10 protein-coding genes and 3 pseudogenes are annotated in these 13,649 nt (G+C 73.9%); 8 read left to right on the top strand and 5 right to left on the bottom strand.

Going from position 1 to position 13,649, the window contains the following annotated elements; translation table 11 throughout:
• Window positions 1-64: 64 nt before the first annotated feature.
• The gene (locus tag UK82_RS09005; protein ID WP_044882903.1) at window positions 65-946 is read right to left on the bottom strand and encodes an exodeoxyribonuclease III; all 882 of its coding nucleotides are present in this window, start codon (window positions 944-946) and stop codon (window positions 65-67) included.
• A gap of 59 nt (window positions 947-1,005) precedes the next feature.
• Between UK82_RS09005 and UK82_RS09000 the strand changes: the two genes are divergently transcribed.
• The 6 genes and pseudogenes from UK82_RS09000 to UK82_RS08980 all read left to right on the top strand — a co-directional run bounded on the left by UK82_RS09000 (window position 1,006) and on the right by UK82_RS08980 (window position 6,171).
• Window positions 1,006-1,830, top strand: a complete 825-nt coding sequence (locus UK82_RS09000; RefSeq protein WP_044882904.1) for a dihydrofolate reductase family protein — start codon at window positions 1,006-1,008, stop codon at window positions 1,828-1,830.
• 101 nt (window positions 1,831-1,931) lie between these two features.
• Window positions 1,932-2,801: a DUF1206 domain-containing protein gene (locus UK82_RS08995; RefSeq protein ID WP_082121574.1), complete on the top strand. Its 870-nt coding sequence runs from the start codon at window positions 1,932-1,934 to the stop codon at window positions 2,799-2,801.
• A gap of 195 nt (window positions 2,802-2,996) precedes the next feature.
• Window positions 2,997-3,644 (top strand): annotated as a pseudogene (locus UK82_RS36730) (MFS transporter); the annotation flags it as partial.
• 1 nt (window position 3,645) lies between these two features.
• Window positions 3,646-4,427: MFS transporter (locus UK82_RS36725; protein WP_236705693.1), on the top strand; the 782-nt coding region annotated here is incomplete at its 5' end.
• 218 nt (window positions 4,428-4,645) lie between these two features.
• A pseudogene (locus tag UK82_RS08985) lies at window positions 4,646-4,870 on the top strand (hypothetical protein); the annotation flags it as partial.
• Between the two features lie 5 nt (window positions 4,871-4,875).
• Window positions 4,876-6,171, top strand: coding sequence for an FAD-binding oxidoreductase (locus UK82_RS08980; protein WP_152989842.1), 1,296 nt, complete (start codon window positions 4,876-4,878; stop codon window positions 6,169-6,171).
• A 178-nt stretch (window positions 6,172-6,349) separates the two neighbouring features.
• Here UK82_RS08980 and UK82_RS36720 read toward each other — a convergent pair.
• From UK82_RS36720 to UK82_RS36715, 3 genes and pseudogenes are all read right to left on the bottom strand, one after another.
• Window positions 6,350-6,483 (bottom strand): annotated as a pseudogene (locus UK82_RS36720) (DNA-binding protein); the annotation flags it as partial.
• A gap of 1 nt (window position 6,484) precedes the next feature.
• Window positions 6,485-6,946 (bottom strand): helix-turn-helix domain-containing protein (locus UK82_RS08975; protein WP_236705692.1); only part of this gene is annotated, 462 nt, incomplete at its 3' end.
• A 1,122-nt stretch (window positions 6,947-8,068) separates the two neighbouring features.
• On the bottom strand, window positions 8,069-9,586 hold the full coding sequence (locus UK82_RS36715; RefSeq protein ID WP_236705691.1) for a hypothetical protein: 1,518 nt from the start codon (window positions 9,584-9,586) through the stop codon (window positions 8,069-8,071).
• 149 nt (window positions 9,587-9,735) lie between these two features.
• Here UK82_RS36715 and UK82_RS08965 point away from each other — a divergent pair, with 149 nt between their 5' ends.
• Window positions 9,736-10,401, top strand: a complete 666-nt coding sequence (locus UK82_RS08965) for an Hsp20/alpha crystallin family protein (protein ID WP_236705690.1) — start codon at window positions 9,736-9,738, stop codon at window positions 10,399-10,401.
• Window positions 10,402-10,526: 125 nt separating this feature from the next.
• On the top strand, window positions 10,527-13,229 hold the full coding sequence (locus UK82_RS08960; RefSeq protein WP_152989840.1) for an ATP-binding cassette domain-containing protein: 2,703 nt from the start codon (window positions 10,527-10,529) through the stop codon (window positions 13,227-13,229).
• On the opposite strand, the gene UK82_RS08955 is transcribed toward UK82_RS08960, so the two are convergent.
• Complete coding sequence (locus UK82_RS08955) at window positions 13,165-13,566, bottom strand: DUF962 domain-containing protein (protein WP_044882912.1); 402 nt, start codon at window positions 13,564-13,566, stop codon at window positions 13,165-13,167. The genes UK82_RS08960 and UK82_RS08955 overlap by 65 nt on opposite strands.
• Between the last annotated feature and the right edge of the window lie 83 nt (window positions 13,567-13,649).

The following is a 13,649-nucleotide window of genomic DNA, read 5'->3' as shown; positions in this document are numbered from 1 at the left end:
TCCGCACCCCGGCCCGCCGCGGCGTCGGGCCCGGGGCGCATGACCTCCCGGGCCCGCGTCGGCGTCAGCGGCGCAGCGAGTCGCCGGTGGACGACGAACGGCCGCGGCCCGTCGAGCCGCGGCTCGACGGCGGCGGCACCATGGGGCCCACGTCCCCGTCCGGGGCGACATCCAGGTCGACGATGACCGGCGCGTGGTCGCTGGTTCCGGTCCCCTTGCGGGCCGCCCGATCCACCCACACCGCGCGCACCCGGCCCGCGACGTCGGCGGACGCCAGCGTCAGGTCGATGCGCATGCCGAAGTTCTTCGGGAAACAGAGCTGGCGGTAGTCCCAGTAGGTGTAGACGACGTCGTCGGGCCAGCGGGTACGCAGGACGTCGACGAGACCGGCGTCGACGAGCTCCCCGAGGGCGGCGCGTTCGGCCGATGTGACGTGCGTGGCGCCCTCGAACTGCGCGACGTCCCACACGTCGGCATCCGTCGGGGCGATGTTGAAGTCGCCGAGGGTCATCAGCGGGCCCCGGGCCACCTCCGCGGTGACGACGTCGCGCAGCGCGGCCAGCCAGGACAGCTTGTAGGCGTAGTGCGGGTCGTCGACGGTGCGCCCGTTCGGCACGTACAACGACCAGACCCGGATGCCGTCGCAGGTCGCGGCGATCGCGCGAGGTTCGGGGTCGGGGAAGCCCGGCCCGCCCGGCAGGCCCCGCACGACGTCGTCGAGGCTGCCCCGCGACAGGATCGCCACGCCGTTCCACCGGCCGTCGCCGTGATGGGCGACCCGATAGCCACGCCGGAACAGGTCCTCGTCGAAAAGCTCGAGGAAGGCGTCGTCCGACAGCTTCGTCTCCTGCAGGCACACCACGTCCGGTCCGGCGCGGTCCAGCCACTCGATCAGCCGGGCCTGCCTGGCCTTCGCGGAGTTGATGTTCCACGTCGCGATCCGCACAGCAGGTCACGGTAGTCCCGTGCCGCGGCAGGCCCGCGGCCGCTCCCGACCGGCATGCCATGCTGACGCGCGTGGACGGCGAGCGCACGGCGGTGGGGCGCCCCTACGTGATCTGTAGCTGCGCGATGTCGCTGGACGGCCGGATCGACGACTGCTCGGATGCGCGGCTGATCCTCTCCGGGCCGGCGGACCTCGATCGGGTCGACGAGGTGCGCGCCGGGTGCGACGCGATCCTCGTCGGCGCCGCGACCGTCCGGCGGGACAACCCCCGTCTCGCCGTGCGCGCCGAGCATCGTCGCGCCGCGCGGGTCGCCGCGGGCCTGCCGCCGACGCCGGTCAAGGTGGTGCTCTCCGGCGGCGGCGACCTCGATCCGCGTTCCCGCCTGTTCGGCACCGACCCGGTCGACACGCTCGTCTACCGGCGCGCCGGCAGCGCCGCACCGCCGCCATCCTGGTCCGTGGCGCCGCCCGGCGCCGCCATCGACCACACCCGAGTCCTCCCGGCGCCCATCGCCGATGGGGCGGCGGGGGCGGGCGGACCTGGTCCCGGCGGGCGGGTGAGCGTCGTCGACCTGCCCGGTCGGCCGCGGGTGGACGTTGCCGAGATAGACGTTGCCGAGATGCTCGCCGACCTCGCCCACCGGGGCGTGCGCCGCCTGCTGGTCGAGGGGGGAACCTCGGTGCACACCGCCTTCCTCACCGCCGGCCTCGTCGACGAGCTCCACCTCGCCGTCGCCCCGTTCTTCGTCGGCGAGCGGGACGCGCCGGCGTTCGTCGGCCCTGGGGCCTTCCCGCAGAACGTCCATTCCCCGCTGCGGCTGGCCGAGGTCCGACAACTCGACGATGTGGTGCTGCTTCGGTATCTGGTGCCGACGTCGGCCTGAACGCGCCTCGTCCGGTTTTGTGCGCACCGGTTTTGTGCGCCCCCGGCCGGGCATCGCTCCACCCGGATCAACCGATCCCATGGTCCGAGGGAGTGATCACTGTGTCGGTGCAGACCGGCGGCCGGCTGCGGCACGCCGTCACCAGCGGCGGCGACGCTGGCAGCCAGGCGAAGGGCGCGGCGCGCCGGGCTCGCCACAGCCGGACGGTCGACATCACGGCCCGCATCGGACTCGCGGGGCGGGGCTTGGTCTACGTCCTCATCGGGGTGCTTGCCCTCCAGGTGGCCTTCGGACTGAGCAACGCCCAGACGAACCGCAACGGTGCGCTCGGGGAGATCAAGGACAAGCCGTTCGGGTCCACGGTCCTGGTCATCATGGTCATCGGCTTCCTCGGGTACGCGGCCTGGCGGCTGCTCGAGGCCGCGGTCGGTGTCCAGGACGAGAACGGCGAGAAGAAGCGGACCGCGAAGCGGGTGGTCTCCGCGGCACGTGGCGTCATCTACCTGGTGATCGCCGGTAGCACGATCAGCTTCCTCGTCTCGGGCGGCGGCGGGTCCGGCGAGCCGGCGCCCTGGACGGCGCGGGTCATGCGCAACGACGCCGGCCGGGTGCTCGTGGGCATCGTCGGCCTCGTGGTCGTCGGCATCGGCATCGGCATGATCATTCGTGGGGCGAAGCGGAAGTTCGAGGAGAAGCTGAAGACCGGGGAGATGGGCGCGCTCGCCCGTAAGATCGCCAAGCCCGCGGGTCTCGTCGGCTACATCGTGCGCGGCATCGTGTTCGGGCTCGCCGGCGTGTTCGTGACCAAGGCGGCGATCGAGTTCGACCCGAAGGAGGCCAAGGGCCTCGACGGCACGCTGAAGACCCTCGCCGGGCAGGCGTACGGCCAGTGGCTGCTCACCGTGTGTGCGATCGGCCTGGCGCTGTTCGGCGTCTACTCGTTCTTCGAGGCCCGCTACCGCAAGCTCTGACCGTCGACGGTCCGCGCGACGGCGGCCCCGGTCGGTGCCCACGGGCGGCCGGCCGGGGCCGTCCTCGCACGCCCGGAACCATGGGCGGCTGACCAACCGGGCACGGTAGCGTGCGTGCTGCCCGGACCGGCGGCCGCCGAGCTGCGGATCGGCGGATCGGCTGAGCGGCGGATCGGCTGAGCGGAGGGGACGCGGGTGCGCGCTGGCCGGTCGTCGGACGGGGCGTCCCCCCGACGGCCCCCGCGCCCGGCCACGCTGCTCGCCGACATCTCCCCCCTGCGTGAGTACCCGGCCTACCGCCGGTTGTGGGTGGGGGAGACGATCTCCGCCCTCGGTTCCCAGATCACGGCCACCGCGGTGCTGCTGCAGGTCTTCGCCGTCACCCGCTCGTCGTTCCAGGTCGGCCTGGTCAGCCTGGTGGCGCTGGTGCCGCTCGTCGCCGGCGGGCTGTTCGGCGGCGCCATCGTGGACGCGGTCGACCGCCGCCGCCTCGCGATGATCACCTCTGGTGGGCTGGCGGTGGTCTCGGCGGCGTTCCTGCTGCTGACTCTCGTCGGCGCCGTCGACGACGCCGCCTGGCCGCTGATGTGCCTGGTCGCCGTGCAGTCCGCGCTGCTGGCCGCCGATCAGCCGGCACGCCGGGCGATGACGCCCAACCTGATCCCGCTCGAGCACCTGCCGGCCGCCAGCGCCCTGGCCCAGATCGGCGGCACCGCTGCCGGGGTGTTCGGCCCGCTCATCGCCGGCGTGACGGTGGCCGCCGGCGGCTTCTCGGTTGCCTATGCGGTCGATCTGGTCACCTTCGCCGCCCCCTTGTACGGGCTGGCCCGGCTAGCGGCGATGNCACCGCGCGGCGGCGGGCGCGGCGCGGGGGTGGCCAGCGTCGCCGAGGGGCTGCGATTCCTGCGCGGGCAGCCGGTGCTGTTGATGACCTTCGTGGTCGATCTCATCGCGATGGTGTTCGGGATGCCGCGGGCGTTGTTCCCGGCGCTCGCCGAGGGCCGCTTCGGTGGGGGGAGCGCGACGGCGGGCGCGATGTACTCGGCGGTCGCGGTCGGCTCCCTGCTCGCCGCCGGGCTGTCCGGCCCGCTCGGCGGGGTCCGCCGCCAGGGGCTCGCGGTGGTGGTCTCGATCGTCCTGTGGGGCGGGGCGATCGCCGGCTTCGGCCTGGCCCATGACATCGCGCTCGGCCTGGCGCTGCTGGCGCTCGCGGGCGCCGCCGACATGGTCAGCGCCATCCTGCGCAACGCGATCCTCAACGTCGCCACCCCCGACGAGATGCGCGGGCGGCTGCAGGGCGTGTTCCTCGTCGTCGTCACCGGCGGGCCACGGCTCGGGGATCTGGAGGCCGGCAGCGTCGCGGCGGTCACCTCGCCGGCGTTCTCCGTGATCAGCGGGGGGCTGGCCGGCATCGGCTGCCTGCTGCTGGTGACGGCTGCGGTACCCGCGCTGATCCGCTACGACGCGAAGGCCGCCCTTGCGCAGGCCCGGGAACGATCCTCGCAGCCGCCTGCGTCCGCCGCAGCTGCGTCCGCTCCGTCCGCTCCGCATGACCGGACCGAGGCGCCGGTGGTACCCCGTCCCTCCGGTGGCACCTCGCGGGACACCCTCGATCCGAGCGCCTAGACCGCGCCCAGACCGGTCAAGGGGCGCAGGGGGCCTGCGCGTCTCGCCGTCGTCCGTCCCGCAGTGTTCCCCGGAGCGGAACGTTACGGGATCGTTACTGCGGCGCCGTTCCTCCGACATCGTTCTCTCGTCGAATGTCAGTTGACGATGGTTCATGTGGTGAGACACATCGGGGGTGGTCGACCGTGACCGGCACGTCGGGCACGTCGGGCACGTCAGGCACGTCGCCTGTGGCCACCTACCTGCGAGCGCTGGCGATGGAGACGACGATGCTCGCCCGCGCCTGCGGCAAGAGCGACGTGCGCCGCCTCGAACCCGAGGACCTCGTCGCGCTCACCGTCGAGGCGGCGGCGCTGGCCGAGGTGCCGCTGGCCGAGGTGCCGCTGGCCGAGGTGCCGCTGGCCGAGGTGCCGCTGGCGGGGACCGACTGGGTCCCCGGATGATGACCGTGCAGGCGAGCGCTGACGTCGTCATCGTCGGCGGCGGCATCGAGGGGGCTGCGATCGCCTGGGCGCTGACCCGCAAGGGCGTGTGCAACGTGCTGGTCCTCGAACGGGCCACCATCGGCTCGGGCGGGACGGGTCGGTCCAGCGGCATCATCCGCTGCCACTACGGAGTGCCCTCGCTGGCCGTGATGGCCTGGCACGGCGTGCAGTTGTTCACCCACGCCGCCGAGATCCTCGGGGTGGCCGACGGGGTCGGCTTCGAGCAGGTCGGCTACATCGTCGGCGTCGGGCCGGGTGATGCCGCGGCGCTGGCGGCCAACGTCGAGGCGGCGGCGGCGGTCGGCATCGACACCCGCCTCGCCGATCCCGCGGAGGTCGCCGAGCTGTGGCCGGCGGCCGACCTCGCCGACTTCGCCGCGTTCGCCTACGAGCCGCGCGGCGGCTACGGCGACGCCTACCGGACCTGCCACGCGTACCTGGCTGCGGCCCGCCAGGGCGGGGTCCGGGTGCGCCAGGGTGCCCCGGTGGCGCGCATCCTGACCTCGGGCGAACGAGCAGGTGGGGGCGAACGAGCAGGTGGGGGCGAACGATCAGGTGGGGGCGAGCGTGCCGATGGGGGCGAGCGCTTCGATCGGGGCGCGGGGCCCGGCGGGCGGGCGATCGGGGTGGAGCTCGCCGACGGCAGCCGGATCGCCGCCGGCACGGTGGTGCTCGCGGCGGGCGTGTGGTCGGCGGCGCTGGCCGCCGGGGTCGGCGTCGACCTGCCGCTGCGGGCCCAACGGGAGCAGATCCTGCTGGTGGCGCCAGGCGCGCCGGTCGGGAACGTACCGGTGCTGTCCGACCTGGTCGGCCTGCAGTACGTGCGCCCGGAGCGCTCCGGCGACCTGCTGGTCGGCAACAGCGACCACAGCCGCCCGCAGTGGGTCGACCCCGACGCCTACCCGGGCGCCGCGGACCCGCAGTACGTGGAGCGCGCCGTCGGCCGGTTCGCCCATCGCTTCCCGGGTCTGCCCGAGGTGGCGCTGTCGTCGTCCTACGCCGGCTGCTATGACGTCACCCCCGACTACAACCCGATCATCTCGGCAACGCCGGTCGACCGGTTGTTCGTCGCGGCGGGGTTCAGCGGCCACGGGTTCACGATCTCGGTCGCGGTCGGTGAGCTCGTCGCGGACCTCGTCGTCGACGGGGATTCCAGCCATCCGCTCATCCCCGCCGCCGACTTCCGCCTCTCCCGCTTCGCCGAGAACGCCCCCCTGGTCAGCCCGCACCCCTACGCCGCCGCCGGCCAGATGCGCTGAGCCAGGCCGGCTGCCTGAGAGCGGCGCCGCCTGTCTCTTCCGCAGGGATAAATCGGACATCGAATCCTGTGGAAGGACCATGGCGGCTCGCTCCCGCGCATCCGCCGCTGTCCAGGCCCGTCCGCTGCCACGCCACGTCCCGCGAGGACCTCGGCGCCCCGTGATGCGTGGCCGGGCGTCAGGGGCCGTTGTGGGAGCCGTGGGCGGTGACGGACAGGAAGCGGATCGGCAGCTCCAGCAGGCGGACCGGGCCGTGCGGCCCCTGGCCGTCGAACATCAGCGCGTCGCCGGGGTGCAGCACGTAGCGGGCCTNGCCGTGCCCGTACTCCAGCACGCCGTCGAGGACGTAGAGGAACTCGGTGCCCTCGTGCTGGAACAACGGGAAGACCTCGCTGGCCTCCGTCAGGGTGACCAGCAGCGGCTCCATCCGCTTGGCTCCCCCGCGCAGGGTGCCCAGCAGCTCGTAGAGGTGGCCGACCCGGCTGCCGCGGCGCACGATCCGGGCGCCGTGCCCGGCGGGCACGAACACCGCCTCCCGCTCGTCGTCGACGCCGCGGAACAGCGCCGTCACGGGGACGCCGAGCCCGGCGGCGAGCCGGCCGAGGGTGGACAGGCTGCAGGAGGTCTGGGCATTCTCGATCTTCGAGAGCATCGCCTTGGACATCTCGGTGCGCCGCGCGAGCTCCGCGACCGACAGCGCGGCGGCGAGGCGGTACTCGCGGACCCGGGCGGCGATGACCCGTTCGAGGGCCTGCTCGCCCGGCTCGGTGGACACAGCATGCAGCGTAGGGCGTCGAGACCGGGGCACGGTCGGCCCGGCATCGACGTCAGGCCCCGCGGGGACGGCTCGGCCGGGCAGCGCGCGGCGGGCAGCCGTCCCGCGGCCGACGCTCGGACTGGCAGATTCTGCCGGCCGCACCGGTCAACTCGGCAGTCCACGGGAGTCCGTAAGCGTGGCTCGGCCGGCACGCTCGGGACATATGGAACAAATGACGTTCGCGGCCGCCGTCCGCGCGGTCAACGACACCCTGTCCCGCCGGTCGGCCCGCCATGGCGGGATGCCCTGCCCCGNCGGGCCGCGAGCGATCCAGGACGACGTCCTCGCCGCCTGCGACCTCGGGTGCTTCGACGACGCCGTGCCCCTGCTGGAAAGGATTGTCGACCGCCTGGGCCGGCGGGGTCCCGCCGCCCCGCACGGCTACCTCGTCCGGGTGGTGCGCTCGGCCCTGGGTGAGCTGCACCGCGACCGGCGGCGCGCCCACGGCCTGCAGCAGCGGCCCGAACGCGTGCCCGACGCGGCCTGGGCGCATGAGGCGCTGCCCGACCCCGCCGACCGGGCCCTGCTGGCGCACCTGATGACATGGCTGGGCAGCGATGTGCCCGCCGTCGCGGGCACCGGCTGGCCCCTGTCGGCCTGGGCCGACCGCTACGGCACCACCCCGGCCGAGATGGCGGCCTGGATCCGTCGCGTGATGGCCGCCGTCGAGGCGACCTCGCCGCGGCGTCACCGGCGCTACCTCGCGGGGCCGCTGGCCGACAAGGCGCCCGTCGTGCCGCCGGTGAGCGCCTTCACCGGCCGCGACGCGCGGCTCGACGGGCTCGCCCGGGAATCCGGCCGGTGGGACGGCAGGGGTGAGGGTCGTGGTGACGGGCGTGCCGGGCTGGCGTCGGCCCGGCCGCTGTGGCCGACGGCCGGGGGTGCGATGCCGGCCGCCGAGACGGTGCGGCGGGAGGTCGCCGGCTATCGGATCGTCGGGCTCACGGCGACCGTCGCCGGCCTGCACGGCACGGGCGCCGTCGCGGTGCGCGCGCTGCGCGCGGCGCTGGTCGAGGCCTTCGGACCGACAGCCGCGCGGGCCGCCGACGACGACCTCGCCGACGCGCTGCGGCGCGCCGCTCAGCCCGCGGCGCCGATCGCCGACGGGACCGGGCCCGCCGGCGGGACCGGACCCGCCGACTGCGGTGCGGGTGCCGATAGCGGTGCTGGTGCTGGTGCTGGGGGCGGGGTCGTCAGTGCCACCGGTGCCCGCGCCGCGGGATCGCTGCTGCTCGCGGCCTGAGCGCCGCCCGCGACCAGGGCCGCGAACGGGTCGCTCAGCCGGGCCTGCGCCGGGACGAGCGTGCTGACCGGCCGGTCGCCCGCGAGCCGGCGCAGGGCGTCGAACGCCGCGTCGACGGAGGCGTCGAAGTAGGCGTCGAGGAAGCGGGGATCACCGGCCCGTAGCACCGAGCCGTCCGCCGCGCGCGGGGCGGACGCGGGCACGTGCAGCAGCCGGGAATGCGGCGCGAGCAGTTCACCCCAGGCCCGGCACTGCGCGGCCAGCTCCATCGGCGCCGTCCCCGACAACGCCGCGATGATCTCGATGAGCTCCGGCTCCGGCACCACCATGACCACCCGCACGTCGGGCCCCGCGTCCCCGAGCAGCCGCGCGCTGGGCGCGCTCGGCTCCGGTGGCTCGGTGAGCACGTGTGCCCAGACCCGGCGCGGGGAGTTGTCCGGGCGGCGCAGCCAGTCCTGCATGATCTCGTCGGCGAGGGCGAAGTCGAGCTGCGCCCCGCCGTGCACCGACCGGGCCGCGCGGGCGAAGCTGCCCAGGCCCCAGCCGAGCGCCTTGGCCAGCAGTGCCGCGACCGTGTAGGAGCCGGTCCACTGCAGGCCGGTGACGACGATGCCCTGCGCGCCGACCCCGGACGCGTCGGTGGGGGCATGGTGGGCCGTGGGCTCGTGCGGAGCCGTGAAGCGGTGGACGATCAGCGGCGGCAGCGGGCCCGCGGGCAATCCCTCGACCAGCAGCGGCGTGGCGTCCCAGCTCGCCGCGGTCCGCTCGAAGACCTCGGCGAAGTCTCGTTCGGCGTCGGCCCGCTCGCTGATCGCGTCGACGCGTTCGAGCAGCACATGGTCGGCGAAGTGGCAGCGGTGGCGCCGGCCTCGCCAGTGCGGCCGCACGGTCACCGACCACCGTCCGTCGCGGGCTGCCGCCGCCGCGAACAGGGCGCCGCCGGTGGTCCGGCCCTCCTGCGCGGAGCGGGCGCGAAGCTGCCGCTCCCGCTCCTCGGCCTCCTCGGCCCGGCGGACGAGTTTGCTGATGGAGGGACTGCGCAGGCCGTAGGCGGCGAGCATGTCGCTCTCATGGCCACCGACCGCCCGGGCCAGCTCGATGATCGCGTGTGCCGGGATGGTCGTCTCGTTGCTCAGCCAGCGGCGCAGCTTGTGGGTGCCCTGCAGATCGAGCGGTCCGGCCACCCGTTCGGCGAGCGCGGGCAGGCTGATCTGCTCGCGGTTGAGCACCGTCTTCATCGCGTCCGCCCAGCGGGCCTGGCGCGGATCGTCGCCGATCCGCGTCGGCAGACTGTGCGGCTGGAACCGGCGCGCCTGCCGGGCGGAGCCGCGCTGCGGCGCGCCTCTGCCGCTCACCGACCCCGCCCCACCGCTCCCGGCCACCCCACCATTCCCGGCCACTCCTCCCTTCCCGGCCACGCCACCATCGTGACTGATACCACCGGTTTGCCGGCCTGGAGTCGCCGGGTAGCAACCAAAGGGTAGTTAGTCATAATCATTCTGCGATGATGATGGAGGTGGGAGTGATGGCGCTCTCCACCCGAGGCACGCCCGACAGCGGGGTCACCCTGGGCCGCTGGGACCCCTTCCGCGAGATCGAGGAGGCCTGGAGCCGGATGGGCAGCCTGCTCGGCGACGTCGCGGGCGGCTCCGGCCGGCCGCTCGGCGTGCTGGCCGGGGCGGTGCTGCCGGTCGACATCGAGGAGACCGACGACGCCTACGTCGTCGAGCTGGAGCTGCCCGGCGTCCGCCGCGGGGACGTCTCGATCGATCTGCGGGACGACGAGCTCCACGTCACCGGGGAGATCAGCGAGCGTGAGCGGACCGGTGTCGTGCGCCGCCGGTCCCGACGGATCGGCCGGTTCGAACATCGGATCGCCCTGCCCGGCGAGGTCGACATCGAGGGTGTCTCGGCGAACCTGGCCGACGGGGTCCTCACGGTGACCCTGCCCAAGGCGCGTCGCAGCCGGCCACGGCACATCGAGATCACCGTGGGTGACCGGGGTGAGGTCGGGGCTGGTCGCGAGGCCGCTCCGGCTGGTCTGGAGGCGGGCTCGGCTGGTTTGGGGACGGGTTCGGCTGGTTCGGAGACGCGGGAGACGGGCTCGGCTGGTCGAGAGGCTGGGTCACCTGGCCGGGAGGCCGGTTCCGAGGCGAGGGAGTTCCGCTGATCCGTCGCCCGACGGCTCTGACGGGCGGATGACGGTCGGCTTTCGGACATGTCGCGGAAGGAGGCGGGAAAACGACCCTCGCGCAGGCACACTATGGTGCGTCTGGCGATCGAGGGAGAGTGCTGGTGTCTGGGACCCCGCTGCGCGTCCACACCCCGGCCGGGGAGGTGACGCTCACCGGCGACGAGCCCGCCGTGGTGGGGCGGGCCCGGTCCGCGGACATTGTCATCAACGACGGACGGGTGTCCCGTCGGCATCTGGTGCTGCACCCCACGGCGGTCGGCTGGCGGGTCGAGGACATCAGCGCCAACGGGTTGTGGTGCGACGGTCGCCGGCTGGGCGACGTCGACATCGTCGGTGAGCTGCGGCTACGCCTCGGCGCCGCGGACGGCCCGGAGGTGGTGCTCCTGCCCCGGCCTGCTCGGCCGGTCATCCCAGCGACGGCCCCGACCCGCGGGCCGGACGCGGCGCCCGTCTCCATCGAGGACCTTGCGGCCTTCGCGCCCACCCCAGTGACGTCTGCGCCGGTGGGTCCTGGCGGGAACGGCGGTGTGCCTGGGAACGGCGGTGGGCCCGGAAACGGCGGTGGGCCCGGGAGCACGGAGCCGCCGGTGCCGGTCGGGGCCGGGGTGCCGGGGCAGCCGTCGGGGGCGGCCGGCATCGCGCCGGGGGTTTCGGGGGGCCTGTCGATCGATCCGGCGACCGCGCAGAGTGCGGTCGTGCACGACCGGCGCCGCGTGCATCCCCTCAGGCCCGGCCGGATGCGGATGGGGCGCTCCCGCGACAACGAGATCAACGTCGGGGATCTGCTCGCCTCCCGTCACCACGCCGAGCTGCACATCTCGCTCGGCGGGGTGGAGCTGGTCGACCTCGCGTCGGCGAACGGCACCTTCGTCAACGGCCACCGGATCAGCCGGGCCCCGGTGATGCAGCGCGACGTCATCGCCATCGGCCACCATCTGTTCCAGCTCGAGGGCAGCTCGCTCGTCGAGTACGTCGACTCCGGGGACGTCGCCTTCGAGGTCCAGGACGTCTCCGTCTGGGCCGGCACCAAGCAGCTCATGCACGACATGACCTTCCGGCTGCCCGGCCGGTCCCTGCTCGGCGTGGTCGGCCCCAGCGGCGCCGGCAAGTCCACCCTGCTCAACGCGCTCACCGGCTTCCGGCCCGCCGACCGCGGCTCGGTGCGCTACGCCGGCCGAGACCTCTACGCCGAGTACGACGAGCTGCGTCGCCGCATCGGCTACGTGCCCCAGGCCGACCCGCTGCACGACCAGCTCACCGTGCGCGAGGCCCTGCTCTACGGCTCGGAGCTGCGCTTCCCGGCCGACACCACCGCGGCCGAGCGCCGCGCTCGGGTCGAAGAGGTCATCGGCCAGCTCGGGCTGTCCGCGCACGCCGACACCCGGGTCTCCCAGCTCTCCGGCGGCCAGAAGAAGCGCACCAGCGTCGCGCTCGAACTGCTCACCCGACCGTCGCTGCTCTTCCTCGACGAGCCGACCTCCGGCCTCGACCCGGCCAACGACCAGTCGGTGATGGAGACGCTGCGCGGCCTCGCGAAGGGCGGCGGCGCCGGGTCCACCGACGAGAGCGGCCGGACCGTCATCGTCGTCACCCACAGCGTGCTGTTCCTGGATCTGTGCGACTTCATCCTGGTGCTCGCCCCCGGCGGCCACGTCGCCTACTTCGGTCCGGCCGACGGGGCATTGCGCTTCTTCGGCAAGCAGGACTTCCGCGAGTTCGCGGCGGTCTTCCGGGAGCTGGAGGCCACCCCGGGCGAGCAGATGGCCGCCCGCTTCCGGGCGTCGGAGTTCTTCGTGCCCTCCGCGGTCGTGGCGCCGGCGGTCCGCAAGGCGCCGCCAGAGCTACCCAGCGTCCGCCAGCAGCCGGTGACCGCGCAGCTGTCGACGCTGACCCGCCGGTACTGGCGGGTCGTCCTCGCCGACCGGTCCTACCTGCGACTGATCATCGCCTACCCGTTCCTGCTCGGCATCGTGCCGCGGGTGCTCAAGGCTCCCGACGGACTGGGCCCGCTGCCGCAGTCGCCGAACGCCGACGCCACCAAGGTGCTCGTGGTGCTGGTGCTGTGCGCCTGCTTCATGGGGATGGCCAACTCGATCCGGGAGATCGTCAAGGAACGCGCGATCTACCGGCGGGAGCGGACGATCGGCCTGTCCCGCACCGCCTACCTCGGTTCCAAAATCATCCTGCTGACCGCGATCACGACCGCGCAGTGCCTGGTCTTCACGCTCATCGCGGTGGTGGGCCGCACTCCGCCGCAGGCCGCCGCGCTCGGCTCGCCGCTGCTGGAGTGCCTGCTGGCGGTGATCGTCGCGGCGCTGGCGTCGATGATGATCGGCCTGTTCGTCTCCACCCTGATCGACAACGCGGACAAGGCGATGCCGATCCTCGTCCTGGTCACCATGGGTCAGCTCGTGTTCTCCGGCGGCCTGACCTCCATGACCGGGCGGCTCGTGCTGGAGCAGGTCAGCTACCTCGTCCCAGCCCGGTGGGGGTTCGCGGCGCTGGCCTCCACCGACGACATCAACGTGGTGAGCAAGCTCGGCAACCCGACCCTGCGCACCGACCCCCCCGACCGGCTCTGGGAGCACAGCGCGGGCACCTGGGCGCTCGACATCGTGATCGGCATCGCCATCGGCGTCATCGCGCTGGCACTCACCACGCTCATGCTGCGCCGGATCGAACCCAAGGTCACCCGAGCGGCGGATGCCGCGCCGGCGCAGGGCACAGGGCTGCCCGGGTTCAGGCCCGACCGGGTCCACGGCCAGCCGCAGCCGCCCAAGGGCCGGATGTCCCTGCGCGGCTGAGGAGGTCGGTGACCTCCTCGCACCAGAAGGCCAGACCGCAGAGCTGGTAGGTCAGCGGGCCCTCGGCGAGCGCGGGGCGGTTGTGCTCGAACAGCACGTGCCCGGCGATCTGCACGGCCCAGCTCGCCGCGAACACCGGCAGACCGATCCTGGGTCGGACGAGCACCACCGGCAGCGCGAAGGCCACCCCCGGGATGCCGACGAGATGGGTCAGCCGGATGGCCCGGCCGGTGTGCTGGGACCGGTAGTACGCCATCTTCTCGGCGAACGGGGCCGAACGGTCGGGCACCGCCCCGCCGGCCGTCCCGGATCCGCGCGCCCCGCGTCGGATGTTCATCGCCGCCCACCTCCCGCCGGCCGTGGCACCGAGGTCAAGGTCCCCGCCGGGCCCGGGCCGGCTCGCCCGTCGGTCGTTCGATC

The organism is Frankia sp. ACN1ag, from assembly GCF_001414035.1.
GTDB classification, from domain to species: domain Bacteria; phylum Actinomycetota; class Actinomycetes; order Frankiales; family Frankiaceae; genus Frankia; species Frankia torreyi.
The sequence above is the reverse complement of the archived record's forward strand: the minus strand, read 5'-3'. Positions and strand labels throughout refer to the sequence as shown.